17 protein-coding genes are annotated in these 16463 nt (G+C 40.1%); 8 read left to right on the top strand and 9 right to left on the bottom strand.

All coding sequences use genetic code 11. The features are described from left to right. The first annotated feature begins 134 nt into the window (after positions 1 to 134). The 4 genes from alr (at position 135) to hag (MHH40_RS04440) (ending at position 5118) form a co-directional block, all read left to right on the top strand. A complete protein-coding gene (gene alr, locus MHH40_RS04455; RefSeq protein ID WP_050945229.1) occupies positions 135 to 1319 on the top strand; it encodes an alanine racemase in 1185 nt (394 codons plus the stop codon). A 108-nt stretch (positions 1320 to 1427) separates the two neighbouring features. Beyond that, positions 1428 to 2909 (top strand): Kelch repeat-containing protein, encoded by a 1482-nt coding sequence (locus tag MHH40_RS04450; RefSeq protein WP_050945228.1) that lies wholly within the window; start codon positions 1428 to 1430, stop codon positions 2907 to 2909. 231 nt (positions 2910 to 3140) lie between these two features. Next, entirely contained in the window at positions 3141 to 4007 is an 867-nt protein-coding gene (gene hag / locus MHH40_RS04445) for a flagellin Hag (RefSeq protein ID WP_050945227.1), read from the top strand. Between the two features lie 289 nt (positions 4008 to 4296). Continuing rightward, positions 4297 to 5118: a flagellin Hag gene (hag, locus tag MHH40_RS04440; protein WP_044141245.1), complete on the top strand. Its 822-nt coding sequence runs from the start codon at positions 4297 to 4299 to the stop codon at positions 5116 to 5118. Between the two features lie 32 nt (positions 5119 to 5150). Here hag (MHH40_RS04440) and MHH40_RS04435 read toward each other — a convergent pair whose 3' ends face one another. Beyond that, the gene (locus MHH40_RS04435; RefSeq protein ID WP_340900675.1) at positions 5151 to 6623 is read right to left on the bottom strand and encodes an NAD(P)/FAD-dependent oxidoreductase; all 1473 of its coding nucleotides are present in this window, start codon (positions 6621 to 6623) and stop codon (positions 5151 to 5153) included. Between the two features lie 221 nt (positions 6624 to 6844). On the opposite strand from MHH40_RS04435, the gene MHH40_RS04430 reads away from it, so the two are divergent. Beyond that, positions 6845 to 7669, top strand: coding sequence for a methyl-accepting chemotaxis protein (locus tag MHH40_RS04430; protein ID WP_050945225.1), 825 nt, complete (start codon positions 6845 to 6847; stop codon positions 7667 to 7669). Between the two features lie 36 nt (positions 7670 to 7705). Here the strand turns inward: MHH40_RS04430 and MHH40_RS04425 are convergent, their stop codons facing one another. Beyond that, the gene (locus tag MHH40_RS04425) at positions 7706 to 8077 is read right to left on the bottom strand and encodes a DUF5412 domain-containing protein (protein ID WP_340900674.1); all 372 of its coding nucleotides are present in this window, start codon (positions 8075 to 8077) and stop codon (positions 7706 to 7708) included. A gap of 244 nt (positions 8078 to 8321) precedes the next feature. On the opposite strand from MHH40_RS04425, the gene MHH40_RS04420 reads away from it, so the two are divergent. After that, a complete protein-coding gene (locus MHH40_RS04420) occupies positions 8322 to 8945 on the top strand; it encodes a poly-gamma-glutamate hydrolase family protein (RefSeq protein ID WP_340900673.1) in 624 nt (207 codons plus the stop codon). Positions 8946 to 8961: 16 nt separating this feature from the next. Here MHH40_RS04420 and MHH40_RS04415 read toward each other — a convergent pair whose 3' ends face one another. Next, positions 8962 to 9510 (bottom strand): ImmA/IrrE family metallo-endopeptidase, encoded by a 549-nt coding sequence (locus MHH40_RS04415; RefSeq protein WP_050945223.1) that lies wholly within the window; start codon positions 9508 to 9510, stop codon positions 8962 to 8964. 310 nt (positions 9511 to 9820) lie between these two features. On the opposite strand from MHH40_RS04415, the gene MHH40_RS04410 reads away from it, so the two are divergent. Continuing rightward, positions 9821 to 10720, top strand: coding sequence for an N-acetylmuramoyl-L-alanine amidase (locus tag MHH40_RS04410; protein ID WP_050945222.1), 900 nt, complete (start codon positions 9821 to 9823; stop codon positions 10718 to 10720). Here MHH40_RS04410 and MHH40_RS04405 read toward each other — a convergent pair. The 6 genes from MHH40_RS04405 to MHH40_RS04380 all read right to left on the bottom strand — a co-directional run bounded on the left by MHH40_RS04405 (position 10709) and on the right by MHH40_RS04380 (position 14289). Then, on the bottom strand, positions 10709 to 10840 hold the full coding sequence (locus MHH40_RS04405) for a hypothetical protein (RefSeq protein WP_257474525.1): 132 nt from the start codon (positions 10838 to 10840) through the stop codon (positions 10709 to 10711). The genes MHH40_RS04410 and MHH40_RS04405 overlap by 12 nt on opposite strands. A 100-nt stretch (positions 10841 to 10940) precedes the next feature. Then, positions 10941 to 11111 (bottom strand): type II toxin-antitoxin system SpoIISB family antitoxin, encoded by a 171-nt coding sequence (locus MHH40_RS04400; RefSeq protein ID WP_012009650.1) that lies wholly within the window; start codon positions 11109 to 11111, stop codon positions 10941 to 10943. After that, positions 11086 to 11856, bottom strand: coding sequence for a type II toxin-antitoxin system SpoIISA family toxin (locus MHH40_RS04395; RefSeq protein WP_340900672.1), 771 nt, complete (start codon positions 11854 to 11856; stop codon positions 11086 to 11088). The genes MHH40_RS04400 and MHH40_RS04395 overlap by 26 nt, the downstream gene beginning before the upstream one ends. Before the next feature lie 136 nt (positions 11857 to 11992). Next, complete coding sequence (locus MHH40_RS04390) at positions 11993 to 12991, bottom strand: inorganic phosphate transporter (protein WP_003210927.1); 999 nt, start codon at positions 12989 to 12991, stop codon at positions 11993 to 11995. A 15-nt stretch (positions 12992 to 13006) separates the two neighbouring features. Then, positions 13007 to 13624, bottom strand: a complete 618-nt coding sequence (locus MHH40_RS04385) for a DUF47 domain-containing protein (protein WP_003212390.1) — start codon at positions 13622 to 13624, stop codon at positions 13007 to 13009. A 206-nt stretch (positions 13625 to 13830) separates the two neighbouring features. Then, positions 13831 to 14289, bottom strand: coding sequence for an ASCH domain-containing protein (locus MHH40_RS04380; protein ID WP_050945220.1), 459 nt, complete (start codon positions 14287 to 14289; stop codon positions 13831 to 13833). 227 nt (positions 14290 to 14516) lie between these two features. Here MHH40_RS04380 and ggt point away from each other — a divergent pair, with 227 nt between their 5' ends. Continuing rightward, complete coding sequence (ggt, locus tag MHH40_RS04375; RefSeq protein ID WP_340900670.1) at positions 14517 to 16268, top strand: gamma-glutamyltransferase; 1752 nt, start codon at positions 14517 to 14519, stop codon at positions 16266 to 16268. Positions 16269 to 16463 lie beyond the last annotated feature (195 nt).

Below are 16463 nucleotides of genomic sequence, written 5' to 3'. Positions count from 1 at the left end.
TTTTTGTGAGATAAGACAAAGCAGGTTCAGTCATTGTAGTTGAATGTTTTTCTTAAAAATGAATAAAGATAGACTAGACGCAAAAGTGAACATGGAGATAGAAAGAACGCTCATGTGATGAGGAGGAAAAATAAATGAAAAAGCTATGCAGGGAAGTCTGGATCGAAGTCAATCTTGATGCGATTAAAAGAAATATCGAAGCCATTCAAGCGCATATTCCAAGGAAAAGTAAGATCATGGCTGTCGTGAAGGCGAATGCTTATGGACATGGCTCAGTGGAGGTAGCCCGGCAGGCACTAGAAAGCGGTGCGACGGAGCTTGCAGTTGCTAGCTTGGAGGAGGGCATTGTGCTGCGAAGAGCAAAAATTGAAGCGCCGATTTTGGTTCTTGGGTTTACTCCGCTCGACTGTGTGAAAAGGGCTGCGGCCTGGAGAATTGATCTATCTGGCCTTCGTGAAGACTGGATTGTTGAAGCAAATGAGATCTTAGCGGAAGAAGAAGAAAGTCATCGCCGGCTTGGGATTCATGTCAATGTCGACACAGGGATGGGACGATTAGGTGTAAGAACGAAGGAAGAGCTTTTAGGCGTAGTGGAGGCACTTGAAAAGAGTGAAAACCTTAGATGGGACGGAATTTTTACGCATTTCTCCACTGCGGATGAGCCTGACCCTGATTTCACGCTGCTGCAGCACAGCATTTTTATTGAATTTCTTCGCTTTTTGAAAAAACAAGGAATTAAGCTGCCAACCGTACATATGAACAATACAGCGGCTGCTATCGCGTTTCCTGAATTTAGCGCTGATATGATTCGGCTGGGCATCGGGCTATATGGTCTGTATCCCTCGCAATACATTGAGAGTTTAAACTCTGTTCAGCTAGAGCCCGCTCTCAGTTTAAAAGCAAGGATTGCGTTCGTAAAGGAAATGGTGACAGAGCCAAGGACCGTCAGCTATGGGGCAACGTATGTAGCAAAACCTGATGAGGTTATTGCGACCATACCGATCGGTTACGCAGATGGGTACTCACGTGCTTTATCAAATCGGGGATTTATGCTTTTCCGCGGAAAACGAATGCCGATTGCTGGCCGAGTCACAATGGATATGACGATGATCAGTTTAGGAGAAATGAAAGCAAAGCAAGGCGAGGAAGTCGTCATATACGGTCGTCAAAAGGGCGGAGAAATTTCTGTCGATGAAATCGCCGAAATGCTCAATACAATCAACTACGAAGTCATCGCCACCTTAAGCCGCCGCGTCCCAAGATTTTATCGTCGAGGCGGGAAGATCATTAAAATATCAACGCCGGTGATGTATGTGTGAGGGGAAATAACTGGAGATGGTCATTCTAGCATACAATGATAAAAATTAAATTTAATTACAAATATGTCGATAAAAGGAGGGATATTTAAGATATGGAGGAAAGAAACGATGAAAAAAGGTTTATTTTTAGTGCTTTTGACCATTTTTATGATGGTTACAATTCATCCGTTAAAAGCTCATGCAGCAGAGACAAATGGCTGGACGAAGCGAGCGGACTTACCGGAAGAGCGAATCGGAGCAAGTGTAGGAGTGGTTGATGGGAAAATATATGTATTCGGTGGAGCAAGTCAACAGTCTAAATTCAACAATTCAACATATATGTATGATCCTAAAATTGATTTGTGGTCAGAAAAAACAAGTATGCCTAGATTAAGAACAGGAGCTACCTACGCAACAGTAGGTAAAAAAATCTATGTCATTGGCGGCCTTATTGATACAACTAAAACAGTTCACAAAACCATCGATGTTTATGATACAGAACTAGATCAATGGACAGAAGAACCAATTAAGATGCCTGAGAAATTTATATATACATCTTATATAACTGGTTCCTTAAGAGCAGCTACAGTTGGAGAAAAAATTTATATAGTAGCATCTTTATCAAGCTCTCAAGTAAATTTTTATTCCTATGATACGGTAAGTGGAGAGTGGGAAAGTTTAGATAATTCTCAATTAGCTTCTCGTCAGGGTAGAAGTATTTCGGAGATAAATGGAAAGTTATATATTGCTGGTGGTGAGGCTAACGTTAGCCGAGTGAATGATAAAGATATATTAGAATATGATATGAAGCTAGGGAAGTGGCAACGCTTAAAGGATGTTCAATTAAATTCTTTTGCATATGAAGCCGCATATGCGACATACGATCATAAATTTTTTATGATTGGCGGTCAGCAAATTGGAGATAGATCGAGCAAGTTATTAAAACAAGTTCAGATATTTGATCCACAAACTAGTCAAGTTAAAGATTCTTTATATGAAATCCCTGAAGGTAGAGTTGGATCTGTGGCAGTTATTGCTGATGATCAATTATATGTGATTGGTGGAAGAGATTATGCTGAGCCAATTGGTAGTCATTCTGTTAAAAACAATTTTAAATCTGTGATCTCAATTTCATTGAAAGATCTGGAAAAAGTGTCTAAGGATGAGGATGAAACAAAGCCAGATGATGGGACAGCAGAAGATCCAAAGGATCAAGACGGAAAAAAAACAGATGAAGGGACAACGGAAGATCCAAAAGACCAAGACGGAACAAAACCAGATGATGGGTCAACAGAAGAACCGAAAGATCAGGACGGGACTAAGCCTGGGGATGGATCAACAGAAGAACCAAAGGAACAAGACGGAACAAAACCTGGTGAAGAAGTAACAAAGGGTATACTTTCAATTACTATGATAAATGGACTGCAAAAAGATTATTTGCTTTCAATGAAAGAAATCAACGATTTTCTTAACTGGTATAAAGAAAGAAGCTTTGGAATTGGTATGAACTTCTATGAAATCAATGATGAACATAATAAAGGCCCGTTCACAAGTAAGAAGGATTACGTGGTGTACCAAAATATCTTAATGTTTGATATCAAGCAATACTGATATTCATAAAACGATTAAGCTGCTGATGATAGATCAGCAGCTTTTGTTTTTATAGAATTGTTCAAATTAGGATCAACGTCATGAAAAAATACGATATTTTTTTAAAAATCTGCTAAACATCCTATAACCACATCCGATAATAGAATTGTCAGGGTTGATAAGCCCTAGAATAAAGGACTTTTTTCAGACAAGGACGTCTGTCAGGTCCCACATACATGGAGGTAATAGGAAATGAGAATTAACCACAATATCGCAGCACTTAACACATTAAACCGTTTGTCTGCAAACAACGGTGCTAGCCAAAAGAACATGGAGAAACTTTCTTCTGGTCTTCGTATTAACCGTGCAGGAGATGATGCAGCAGGTCTTGCAATCTCTGAAAAAATGCGTGGACAAATCCGCGGATTAGAAATGGCATCTAAAAACTCACAAGACGGTATCTCACTTATCCAAATCGCTGAAGGTGCATTGACTGAAACTCACTCAATCCTTCAACGTGTTCGTGAACTTACAGTTCAAGCTGGTAACACAGGTACACAAGACAATACTGATCTTCAGTCTATCCAAGAAGAAATCGCAGCATTGGTTGAAGAAGTCGGTGGAGAAACTGGAAGTAAAGGTATTGCTGATCGTACTCAATTCAACGGTAAAAACCTTTTAGATGGTTCTTTTGCTAGTGGTACAGCTGATTTAGTATTCCAAATTGGAGCTAACGGTGGCCAACAACTTACTGTAAACATTGACAGCATGAAAGCAGCTGATCTAGGAAGTGCTACAGTTAAAATTAGTGATATTGATGTAACTGCATTCGCAACTACATCTTTTGACAACCAACTTGCTGGAATTGATGAAGCTATCAACCAAGTGTCAACTCAACGTGCTAAACTTGGTGCGGTTCAAAACCGTCTAGAGCACACAATCAACAACCTAAGTGCTTCTTCTGAAAACTTAACAGCTGCTGAGTCTCGTATCCGTGACGTTGACATGGCGAAAGAAATGAGTGAGTTCACGAAGAACAACATTCTTTCTCAAGCGTCTCAAGCAATGCTTGCACAAGCGAACCAACAGCCACAAAACGTACTTCAATTACTACGTTAATGACAGGCCCCTTTATGGGGCTTTTTTTTATGCTGTTTTTTTCTTCGTATTTTCTCCAGTCTTATGATTCTTAAATCCCTCTGATAAATTATGAAAAATGACCTTTAAATTTGGCATACTCTAGCGAAACGATCATAACGAATGAGACTTATTCCTTATTTATTCCTTTTTTGTTAAACAAATTCCATTAAGGTTCGATAAATGGATTGTAAGGCTTACAAAAAAATTCTAATTTAGAACTTTTGGACAAGGATGTTCAATTGGTTCAAACACATGGAGGTCATGAAACATGAGAATTAACCACAATATCGCAGCACTTAACACACTGAACCGTTTGTCTGCAAACAATGGAGCAGGGCAAAAGAACATGGAGAAGCTTTCTTCTGGTCTTCGTATCAACCGTGCAGGAGATGACGCAGCAGGGCTAGCCATCTCTGAAAAAATGCGTGGACAAATCCGCGGCTTAGAAATGGCATCTAAAAACGCACAAGACGGTATCTCTCTTATTCAAACAGCTGAAGGTGCATTAACTGAAACACATGCGATCCTTCAACGTATGCGTGAATTAACAGTTCAAGCGGGTAACGTTGGGACTCAACAAACAGAAGATTTAACAGCTATTCAAGAAGAGCTCACGGCTTTGGTAGATGAAATTGATGGAATTTCTCAGCGTACAGCATTTAACGGAAAAAATCTGTTGGATGGTAGCGTTGAAGATGGATTCCAATTTCAAATTGGCGCTAACATTGAGCAAAATATCAACGTTCAGATCGGCAAAATGGACGCTGAAACCTTGACTGTCAAAGATATTAAAGTAAATGAAGATGGTTTTGACTTTGACGTTGAAGTAGCAAAAATTGATGAAGCCATCGGCGCAGTATCTAAACAGCGTTCAGCACTTGGAGCAGTCCAAAACCGCCTAGAGCACACAATCAACAACCTTGGTGCTTCTGCTGAAAACTTAACAGCTGCTGAGTCACGTATTCGTGACGTTGACATGGCGAAAGAAATGAGTGAGTTCACAAAGAACAACATTCTTTCTCAAGCATCTCAAGCAATGTTAGCTCAAGCAAACCAACAGCCGCAAAACGTACTTCAATTATTACGTTAATGAAAAAGCCCCACTAAGGGGCTTTTTTTGTTTCAATCTAATGAAAGCAAGTGATGCAAACGAAAGTCAGGAACCGCTTCATGGAAAAAAGCTCGATTGCGTTTATCGTCCTCTTGATCCCACTGACTCCACCATTCAGCCGTTTCTCCAGAAGTGTCAGCTTGAATCATGTCAAGCAGCTGTTCTAAGTTGATGATGTCTCTCGGTTCTATTAAGAAAGAATGCATCCGGTGATACGCTTCAAGACATTTAGGCTGTTTTGTGACAATGGCGTATTGTACGTAGCGATTTAAAAATTCTTGTACAAACGATAAATGAGGAATGGTTTTTTCTCCTTTTAACTCGACGCCTTCCCACGCCATATCAGCAATTGCACAAAGCCACCAGCCAAGTTCACTCGCTTGCTGCATTTGTTGTAACGTGTCCTTTTCAAAAGGTAGCCGCTCATTTTCTTGTGCTTGTTTGAGCATGCGCTCAAGAGTTTGTGCTTCGAGTGCGGCCTTTGTCATTCCTTGACCATGAATGGGATCTAATGTACACAAGGCATCGCCCATCACCAATAATCCACTTGGCCAGTCGTGCATTTGTTCATAGTGATATCTCACGCAAGAAGGGACTCTAAATCCTTTTGGCTTTGTATAGGGCGTTAAATGAGTGATGGCATCTGCTATTGCGGGATGCGCGAGTGCAGCTGTTTCTGAATCAAATTGATCAGCGTCTGTTGTTGGATAATGTGATCCGCCAGCTGCAGAGAGAAGAACAGCTACTAAATCATGATCTACCCGTTCAAATAGTCCTGTTGGGATTTGCCTTTCCGGCTGACCCACTACGACCATTGATTGCTGGTATGGCGCTTCTGGTTGTATCTTGTAGTATCTTGTGCTGTAACCGAGTGACACCGTTAATTCATCTGCCCGTGGTAAGGTCAGTCCAGCATCCTTCAGCCATTTTGGCAATTTAGATATTCTTCCAGACGCATCGACCACTAAGTCTGCTTTCATTTCACGAATGCTTCCTGGTTTTTCATGCCGATCTTTCACGACCAGTCCGATGACTTGGTTTGTTCCCTCTTTCAACTGAAGTGAGAGGGCTTCATGTTTTTCTAAACATTGCACCCGTCCCTCATTTAACATTCTTTGCATCAGCACCCACTCTAGCATGGCACGTCTTGTGACGGCTGTTTCTTCGGTATCAGTAAGCGTTAACTCACCATCTTTTGTAATAAAACGAGAGGTTTGATGCCACGTATTAAATCCGCCCATTGTCAGTAACTCTTTTGTATAACCAGGAAATAGACGTTCCACTATTTGCTTGCCTAGTGGCAGCATTCTATGTGGATGAAAAGCTTGAGGAGTGCCGAGACGATTCTTAGGAGAGTCTGGCATTTCGTCCTTTTCGATAATGAAAACTTGATGATAAAACGTTGATAAAACTTTTGCAGCGAGTATTCCCGTCATGCCGCCGCCAATGACGATCGCCCGCTCATATGTCATAGGTTGTCTCACAACATGCGCCTCCAATGAATATATAAAATGATTACATGACCATTTCATCATATGTTGATACTTAAAGTATAGCAAATTTACGTTTTGTTGAATATAAAGAGGGAATTTCCTTCTTTTTACTCGTACATATGAGAAATAACTTTCATCATCATCATTATTTTTAAAAATTAACTATTATTTTAAGAAGAACGACCGATAAATAATACAAGGGGGTAGAGGAAATGGATATACTACAGAGTATAGTGACAGCAGCACCTTATATGATGCAGATTTTAAAAAATGAAGTGACGATGGGTGTCATTGACCGAGAGAAATTTTTGCTGTATTTGCCATCGAAAGATGTTGATTTTCAAATTCGAGCTGGTGAACGTATTAAACCAGATGATCTGAATATGAAAAAAGCGCTGAGAGGTGAGACATCGAGTATGTTTGTGCCTGAATCAGTATATGGAGTACCATTAAATGCGATGGGATTGCCCATTTTTGATGAAAACGGGCAAGTGATTGGTGCCCTCGCTTTAGGATTTCCACTCAAAAATCAAATAGAGCTTGAAGCGTATATGGATTCATTGAATGACATTATTCAAAGTATTCAAGAAAAAGTGCACGTGGTGGCGGCACATTCAGAAGAGCTCTCTGCTACAAGTGAGGAGATGACCTTACAAACGCAGCAAACTCTTGAAAGCTCGAAACAAACAGCCGATATTACAAAAATGATTAAAGGCATCTCGAAACAAACGAGTTTGCTAGGATTGAATGCGTCAATTGAAGCTGCCAGGGCAGGAAAAGAGGGAGCAGGTTTTAGTGTTGTAGCAAGTGAGGTTCAAAAGCTTTCAAGTGAAACTTCACGTGCAACAGAAAACATCGAAAGCTCACTGCAAGGAATCTCCTCCAATATACATACATTACTTGAAAGTATGGACCATATGAAAGGTTCTTCATCGGAACAGGCTTTACTTGTGACAGAGTTTAGTGAAATTGTCGATCGATTGACGACGGTTAGTAAGAATATGAAGAAATTCATGCAAACCGTCATGTCAACGTAAAAAACGAATCCAAGAGGGATTCGTTTTTTTGATGCATTATTTTCTCTTGTTCTGATCAAAGCGATAATCGTACGTATCGCCTTTCACCACATTTAAAAACTCATGTCCAATTTGAACAAGCTGTCCGTTTTTCCATTGGATGAGAGGGTCCTTATCAGGGTATTTCCAGTAAATCGTTTTCTTGCGATGGGTCAGTTTGTTTTCAATTTCTGCTCTGACTGCGTTTTCCTTTAGCTTTCCTCCGCTATGCTGATAGGTGTTGATGATATACATTCCGTCAGGTGATGACATCGAGCGGATGAATGTTCCGTGAGACACGCCTTGAAGAGAGAAGCATTTCCAATAAATAATGCCAGCGAAGCTAAAGAGTAAGATGATAAGAGTGAGGGTCGTTTTCTTTTTTAACATGAATTCCTCCAGATGTAGATCACAATATTTCTAATTTATGAGAGAGAATACAAAAAGATTCATATAGTCCAAAAGTTCTATTCGTTTCAATTATCGGTCATTTTTTCTCAAAATTCAACAGAATGCCGTAAATGTAAGGAAAATTTAAGGAAGAATTCAAGTGGTATATTTGATTCGAAACCTCTTTACAAAAGAATGAGGGATCAGTAGACTTATGCTCATATAAAGAAATGGAGCAGATGACATGAGGCAAATTATCGATACGTATGAAAATTATGAAGAGCTCTCCGCTCATGAAAGAAAAGGGATTGATTATCAAATTCTTCACGAGCGGAAAGGTGACCAGCTGCTAGTTTTGTCGCCTCATGCCGGAGGAATTGAATCAGGCGTGAGTGAACTCATTCATGAAATATCTAGTGATTATTCTATGTATTTATTTGAAGGCCTTAAAGTAAAAGGCAATCATGTTCTTCATATTACAAGCACACGCTTTGATGAGCCGCTTTGCCTTTCAGAAGTGCATACCCATCATTATACGTTTGCACTTCATGGCTACGGAGAAACAGAGGTGCTTCAAACGTTAGTAGGAGGTACGGACAGAGAAAGAGCGGCAGAAACAGTGAAACGTTTAACGCAAAATGGCTTTCAAGCATTGCTGCTAGCCGAATCTGATCGTTTTTCTGGAACGCATCCTGATAATATCAATAACAAATGTCTGACAGGAAAAAGTGTACAACTTGAAATTAGTCAGGCGCAAAGAAGAGCATTCTTTCAAGACTTTAGGCGTCAATACCGGCGAGATACACAAACTGAACAATTTTATCGGTACACAAATGTACTCAAACAAGTATTAGCCCTTTATGAATAAACTTTTATGCGATGATTTACGTTTGATAAACTGCTTCTTTTTCAGCGACTCTTTCTGCTTTCATTAAATAAGACGTAAACTCCTGTTGAAAGCGAATACCTGCTTTTCGCTGTTCGAATAAGGCAAGCCGTTTTTCAGCAAAAGCCCAAGTGACGTGAAACGTTTGAGCAATATGCAAAATGGCTTGCTGCCGAAGGGGTGGAAGCTTCATTTTCATCAGTATAAAGGTTGGAACACAAAAGTGATACATGAATTGTTTTGCCTGAAACTCCTGCAGTTCTCGAAAGAGTTTGTTCATTTTGAAATGATTGCCTGTATGCTTTAGCACATGACAAAGCTCGTGGGCGAAATCCTGCCACTGTTCTTCAGGTGATAGGGATCTGTTTAAGATAATACTGTAAAGACCTTGATGCTGGATCATCATGCTGCCAGTCTCCTCGTAATGGACCCACACGCGAAATTCAGAAGCGATCCTTTGCATCTCTCTATAAGCAGGACCGCTTATTTGTAATTGAGCATATAAACGCTTAATATCTTCTTCTAAATGGGTTAAAAAACCAGTCATTTGAAAACCTCCATACAAACGTATGTTCTATTTTTGGCGTAAAAGAAAAGTCCATATAGGACTAAATAGCTAAATGAGCTATTACTTACTTTTATTATCGGCTTATTTTTAACAATTTTAACATAAAATCAAGGAAAAATGGAATTAATTCCTGTTTTTTTCTGTATTTTTGCACGTTTCACGACTAAAAAGAGTGAATTGAATTCAAATTTTACCATAGTCTTCTCATGAAAACAAACAAGTATTGTCTTACGAATGCCACCGATTGATGAGAAAGATCAATTCAATTTAGCAAAAGGGAGTGCAGTACATGGTACAAATTTATCAAGATTTTATTCCAGTTGGAAACGGAAACCGCCCAGGATATGCGATGACACCGGAGTATGTAACGGTGCATAACACAGCAAACACGTCAAAGGGAGCGGATGCGAAAAGTCATGCGGCCTATGTAAAAAGCCCAACGACAGAGGTGAGCTGGCACTTTACAGTGGATGATCATGAAATCTTTCAGCATCTGCCGTTAAATGAAAATGGCTGGCATGCAGGGGATGGTCATGGGAATGGTAACCGGAAGTCGATCGGAATTGAAATTTGTGAGAATGTAGATGGGAATTTTCAGCAAGCGGTCAAACATGCACAATGGCTCATTCAAAAGCTGTTAAAAGAACATCACATTCCGCTAGCAAACGTGGTCACACATCAGTACTGGTCTGGAAAAGCATGTCCACGCCAGCTTCTATCTACTTGGGATGAATTTAAAAAAGGGATTGGAACGGCAGAAGATCCGGAGACGGTCATCACGTATGTCGTGAAAAGCGGTGATACGTTAACGAGTATTGCGAAAGCTCACGGGGTCACAGTTCAGGATTTACAGAAGTGGAATGACATTAGCGATCCGAACAAGATTCAAATTGGACAGGTTCTCAAAATTTATCGTAACGATGCAAAGAGCTTGTATGAGCTGCCAGATGGGGTTTTAAAGGTGACTTCTCCATTGACAAAGGGAGAGCATGTACGCCTCGTCCAGCAGGCGCTTGCTGCTGTTTATTTTTATCCTGATAAAGCAGCTGCAAATAAAGGAATAGACGGAGTTTACGGAGAAAAAACGGCGAACGCCGTAGCGCGTTTTCAGCTGGTAAATGGTTTGACAAGTGATGGGGTATACGGACCTAAAACGAAGGAAAAGCTTCTGAAGCTGTTAAGTAAGTGAGTGTTTCTGTTTGTATGATTGGATGACTGCTTCACTTTGCTCATTTAATCGACGCATATAAGGCGACGACTTATATTCAGCAAACTGAACATATCTCAATTGTTTGATTTTCTTTTTCATTTATTGGCACCTCAATCGTTGCAGCGTATAGATTATTGTATGCAAGTCTATGTGAAAATGGAAGCAGGACGCGGATTTTGTTCCGCGTCCTTTAGTGTAATCAAGCCCTTTTATTTTTATACTCATCCAATAGCTGTTCATTCTTTTTAAAAATACGCTCAGTATGGGGGCTTACCTTGTAATCCGCCATACTAATATGTTGCTTTTTCTTTAAAATCTTAAAAGGGTTTTTCTTGCGATTGTTGTTATCCCCTTGAAGTGCGTGGTCCATCTTCATCACCTTCCTCTTCGTCAGGCAAGATTAGGTCATAAATTGTTGTAAGTGACGTCATTAATAAATAGTCGAACTCAGTGACAATGTCATCAGAGGTGAGCTTAATGACGAAGTGATCATCTGCTACAGAAAACGGGATGAGCACCAATTTGCCGAAATCATCGTAATAGACTTCCTGCCTGTCAAGCTTCGCCTGAATAAGAGCGCGCTGGTCAAGTGTCCGCAGCAGGTCATCTTTTTGTTCCTGCGTATCGTATGGACAAAGAACCGCTTGAATATTCATTTTGTCGGCAAAAGAATAAATGAGCCGTTCAATTCCCTCTATATATGCCTCTACACTTCCATAATATACATGAATCGGTTCATTTTTCAATAGGTATTGGTACGTTTTTAGCTTATTGAGGTAAGAATGAAGTAGATCGTTATTTTGTTCTAGGAGTTGATGGGTGTCGGTTTCCAGTTCGTGATTTCCGAGTTTTTTAATATAGGAGCTGAGAAAGATGAATGCATCGGTTAATGCAAAAAAAACGGCAATAATCAAGTAGTGCATCCAATCGGTGAAGATTGAAGAAGGGCCATTTGTCCAGTACACAACAGCACCAGCTACATAAATCCAATACCACGTTTTGCGAATGGCAAACATCTTTTCTTTTACTTTTTGTTCAAAGCGCCATACGGCAAATACATATACAGCAAGAGCACCTAGCAATAACCACACGGTCAATTGAAAAAATAATAGCATGTTCTTCTCTCCCATAGACAGATGGATACTTATTCATTTCTATGGATATGATTGGAAACCCTGCTTCATGAAAAAATGGCTTGCAGGAAAAGGGTGCAGACAAATAAAAAAAGACCTGTCTGACAGGTCTTTGATATTAGATAATCGCATTTAACACAAAGTATATAAGAGCCCCTAGAGTTCCCGAAATCGGTAATGTGATCACCCAAGTGACGAGCATGCGTTTTGCCGTACCCCAGTTTACTCCTTTTACTCTGTGTGCAGAACCTACACCTAGAATAGAAGATGAGATCACGTGAGTGGTACTAACAGGTAAGTGAATAAATGTCGCTCCGAAGATAATAGCTGCACCCGTTAAGTCAGCTGATACTCCGTTTACTGGACGAATTTTCATAATTTTACCGCCGACTGTTTTAATAATCTTCCAGCCGCCAATAGAAGTACCTAGTCCCATTGCAAGCGCACAAGAGAATTGTACCCAGAAAGGAATGTCGTCAGTTGTATGCAAATTACCTGCAATTAAAGCCATCGTAATAATTCCCATCGCTTTTTGCGCATCGTTTGTTCCGTGGGTATACGATTGCAGTGCAGCAGTTAAAATTTGAACACGTCGGAATTGTTTATTTGTTTTTGCGAGATTGTTGTTTCTGAATATAATTTTGATAATGGTATACACGATATATCCCAATACGAAAGCTAGGATAGGTGAAAGCAACAGTGCTTGAATGATTTTAATGAACCCCGAATAGTTTAAAGCGCCAAAACCAGCAGAGGCAATAACAGCTCCTGCAATTGATCCGATCAGTGCGTGCGAAGAACTACTCGGAATTCCGTAATACCAAGTAAGCAAGTTCCAAGTAATGGCCGCAATTAAAGCAGCCAAAATGACGACAGAACCGTTTTGAAGTGTGAAAGGATCTGCGATGTCTTTTGTAATGGACTTTGCCACACCTGTAAATGTCATTGCTCCTAAGAAGTTCATGAACGCTGCCATAATAATAGCATGTCTAGGCTTTAACGCCTTTGTTGAAACCGAAGTGGCAATGGCATTTGCTGTATCGTGGAATCCGTTGATGAAATCAAAAGCAAGTGCACAAATGACAATAAATATGGTAAGGATGAGTAATGTGTCCATGTTTAACTAACCCCGTTACGCATTCTTCATAATGATTGTTTCTAAATTGTTGGCAACACTTTGACAGGAATCAGCAATTTCTTCAAGTGTTTCGTAAATTTCTTTGTATTGAATGACCTTGATTGGATCCGTTTCTTTTCCAAACAAGTTCTTTAGTGATTTACGATAAAGATTGTCACAATTATGCTCGATCTCTTTGATTTTGATTGCGTGTGGTTGAATATCTTTTAAGCGATTTTCAGCCAGTAAATCGATTGTAATTAAAATTTCCTTTGCACATTCTCTGATGTAGTGGCTGAATTTGTCGATATGTTCGTCAGAGCTTGTCATTGAATAAATTTCCATTGTCGCTGAAAAATGCTCAATTCCATCTAAAACATCGTCGAGGCTATTCGTCAATTGAAGAATGTCTTCACGTTCAATCGGCGTAATAAAGGCTTTGTTCAGCTCTTTAATCATCGTATGAACATGATTATCACCTTTTGTCTCATATTCCTTCAATGTGTCAGAAAATTCTTTCAGAGTGGTTTGATTTGTTACTTTATAGCTAACAAAATACTCAGCAGTTTCATCTAAATTTTTAGCAATTTCCGTTAACAAGACGGAAAACTTGTCTTTTTTCCTTTTTAACATGTAAAAACCCTCCATTGTATAAATGAGACAATGCACACATCAAATAATTATATATTCTTTTGTCGAAAAAAAACAGGTGTAGTCGAAAATTTCTTCACTTTTTCTATTTGATCTTATTCTGACCTAAAGATGTGTTCTCAACACACCTTTTTCAGAAAGGAGAAAAGAAATGAAAAAAGCGGTCCATTCTTGGCGCCGCTTAAAGCTTAAGAAGCTGAATATATTAGTTTAAATCGCTCGCAAACTAGGAGCATGTCTTCTTTAAATTCTAATCCGTACGGTTTGAGTGCTTCTGTGAAAAATGCTTGATGGGCTTTGTACCAATAGTTATAAGAAAGATCGCCTTCACCTTCTGCTTGGGCAAATGATTCTGGAACCTCATTCATTGGCATGACATCTACATGTGTGATCTCTATGATGGCTTTTGGTTCGTCATGGCTGTCCAAAATGACCGCATATTGTCCTGCCTTTGGAAGCGGCTCCTGTTCCTTTTCGTAAAAAAGATGTCCAGAACATGTCGCTGTTTTTTTCCCTTGCAGAACAAGGTCAAGTAAATGATCTGGGTCTGCTCCAAATGCCCAAGCGGAAACAGATGCGTCAATTGGTGCGCTTTCTGATTTTTCTTTCCAATAAGTTTCCCAAAATAAGGTGCTCTGCTGATTCATCATTCTTCCCCCTTTGTGATGCGTTTATTATACCGCGAAATCAAAGACTTGAAAGGATAGTGTCTTTATCCCTACTTTGTACATGTGTCATATGTTTTGAAAATCCGCTTTATATTTGGTGAATATAGGAAGAAATAATGAAAAATTTAGAAATTTTAGAATAATCTATTGTATTCTGGTCAAGAAGTCGGTATGGTCAAAGTAAGAATATGGAAGGGGTGTTGTGTATGAAACGCATTTCTCTAACTATTTTGTCCATATGTCTGTTGGTTTTCTCGTTTTTTCTGCCTGTCAGTCAGGTCACTGCAAACGAAACTCATGGGAATAAAGTAGCTGTTGGGAAGGATGGCATGGTGGCTACTGCCCATCCACTCGCATCAGAAGTGGGTGCAGATGTATTAAAGAAAGGTGGAAACGCTGTTGACGCTGCTGTTGCCATCCAGTACGCACTGAATGTGACAGAGCCAATGATGTCTGGAATTGGTGGCGGAGGATTTATGATGGTTTATGATGGGAAGACAAAAGAAACATCCATCATCAATAGTCGAGAAAGAGCACCACAAGGCGCAACACCAGACATGTTTTTAACAGATGAGGGGAAAGTCATCCCGTTTGCTGAGCGATCCACACACGGTAATGCTGTTGGTGTTCCAGGGACTGTGAAAGGTCTTGAGGCGGCATTAGAAAAGTGGGGAACCCGCTCGATGAAAGAATTGATTAAGCCTTCCATTGAGCTTGCAGAGGATGGATTTGAAATCGATTCTGTTCTGGCAAAAGCCATTGATGATCATCAAGGAAAATTGAAAAAAACGGCCGCAGCGCCAATCTTTCTTCCAGATGATCAGCCGCTCAAAGAAGGAGACCTCCTAGTTCAGCCAGGTCTTGCAAAAACATTTAAGCTCATTGCGAAAAAAGGAAGCAAAGCATTTTATGAAGGAAAAGTAGCAAAGGCACTTGCAAATACAGTCCAAGATTTTGGCGGGACGATGACAACTGATGACATTGGTCGTTATGAGGTCGAGACTGACAAGCCTATCTGGGGAGACTATAAAGGATACCAGCTTGCAAGTATGCCTCCACCAAGCTCAGGCGGGGTGTTTATGCTGCAAATTCTCAAAATACTTGACCACTTTAACCTATCTCAATATGACCCCAAATCATTTGAAAAATATCAGCTACTTGCTGAAACGATGCATCTCTCCTATGCTGACCGTGCTGCATATGCCGGCGACCCCGAGTTCGTAGATGTTCCACTAAAAGGACTATTAGACGATGATTACATTTCAGAAAGAGCCTCTCTTATTCAATTAGATCAAAAGAATCGTAACCCGAAAGAAGGGGATCCGTGGGCGTATGAGGATGAAAAAAATCCAGCTCCTATTGTTCCGCAGCCTGAAGATAAAACCATTGGTGAGACCACACATTTTACTGTTGCCGATCAGTGGGGAAATGTTGTGTCATTCACGACAACCATTGAACAGTTATTTGGTACAGGGATTCTCGTCCCGGAATATGGTTTCTTCTTAAACAATGAACTAACAGATTTTGATGCAAGACCAGGCGGAGCAAATGAAGTTCAGCCGAATAAACGACCATTGTCTAGTATGACACCGACCATCATTTTTAAAGATAATGAGCCTGTCATGACAGTAGGTTCACCGGGAGGAACGACCATTATTGCTTCTGTTTCACAAACCATTTTGAATTTGCTTGAATATGAGATGGAGCTTCAGGATGCAGTTGAAGAACCAAGAATTTACACAAACAGCCCAACTTCTTATCGTTATGAAGTAGGTGTCCCTCTCGATGTGAGAACAAAGCTTAATGACATGGGACATCGTTTCGGCAATTCGCCTATTGATATAGGAAATGTCCAAGCGCTACTCATTGATCGAAAAGCAGGAACCTTTACTGGAGTGGCTGACTCCTCGAGAAACGGAACTGCCGTTGGCGTCAATTTAAAGCTCTCTGCCCAATAAGAACATTTCCCGGGAAAAGAAGCGCCTCTTGAGGATGGCGTTTCTTTTTTATTTAAATAAATGAAACATAGCTGATCAGAGAGCGGAAGACGCTTCGCTATTTATGAAGTACAGGACTGTATGTATTTCGATGGCTAAGGGCCTTTTTTCCGTATGAATGATAATGTTGTTGCTGACATCAAAGAGCAAGTACTG

This window comes from Bacillus sp. FSL K6-2431 (genome assembly GCF_038005165.1).
Taxonomy (GTDB): Bacteria; Bacillota; Bacilli; order Bacillales; family Bacillaceae; genus Bacillus; species Bacillus pumilus.
Note: the sequence above shows the minus strand (reverse complement) of the source record. Positions and strands in the feature narration are given on the sequence as shown.

Coding starts and splice junctions, on each gene's coding strand:
- MHH40_RS04450 (WP_050945228.1), top strand. CDS start 1,428: ATGAAAAAAGGTTTATTTTTAGTGCTTTTGACCATTTTTATGATGGTT.
- MHH40_RS04420 (WP_340900673.1), top strand. CDS start 8,322: ATGAGGCAAATTATCGATACGTATGAAAATTATGAAGAGCTCTCCGCT.
- MHH40_RS04405 (WP_257474525.1), bottom strand. CDS start 10,840: ATGAAAAAGAAAATCAAACAATTGAGATATGTTCAGTTTGCTGAATAT.
- MHH40_RS04390 (WP_003210927.1), bottom strand. CDS start 12,991: ATGGACACATTACTCATCCTTACCATATTTATTGTCATTTGTGCACTT.
- hag (WP_050945227.1), top strand. CDS start 3,141: ATGAGAATTAACCACAATATCGCAGCACTTAACACATTAAACCGTTTG.
- ggt (WP_340900670.1), top strand. CDS start 14,517: ATGAAACGCATTTCTCTAACTATTTTGTCCATATGTCTGTTGGTTTTC.
- MHH40_RS04415 (WP_050945223.1), bottom strand. CDS start 9,510: ATGACTGGTTTTTTAACCCATTTAGAAGAAGATATTAAGCGTTTATAT.
- MHH40_RS04380 (WP_050945220.1), bottom strand. CDS start 14,289: ATGAATCAGCAGAGCACCTTATTTTGGGAAACTTATTGGAAAGAAAAA.
- MHH40_RS04410 (WP_050945222.1), top strand. CDS start 9,821: ATGGTACAAATTTATCAAGATTTTATTCCAGTTGGAAACGGAAACCGC.
- MHH40_RS04425 (WP_340900674.1), bottom strand. CDS start 8,077: ATGTTAAAAAAGAAAACGACCCTCACTCTTATCATCTTACTCTTTAGC.
- MHH40_RS04430 (WP_050945225.1), top strand. CDS start 6,845: ATGGATATACTACAGAGTATAGTGACAGCAGCACCTTATATGATGCAG.
- alr (WP_050945229.1), top strand. CDS start 135: ATGAAAAAGCTATGCAGGGAAGTCTGGATCGAAGTCAATCTTGATGCG.
- MHH40_RS04395 (WP_340900672.1), bottom strand. CDS start 11,856: ATGCTATTATTTTTTCAATTGACCGTGTGGTTATTGCTAGGTGCTCTT.
- MHH40_RS04400 (WP_012009650.1), bottom strand. CDS start 11,111: ATGGACCACGCACTTCAAGGGGATAACAACAATCGCAAGAAAAACCCT.
- hag (WP_044141245.1), top strand. CDS start 4,297: ATGAGAATTAACCACAATATCGCAGCACTTAACACACTGAACCGTTTG.
- MHH40_RS04385 (WP_003212390.1), bottom strand. CDS start 13,624: ATGTTAAAAAGGAAAAAAGACAAGTTTTCCGTCTTGTTAACGGAAATT.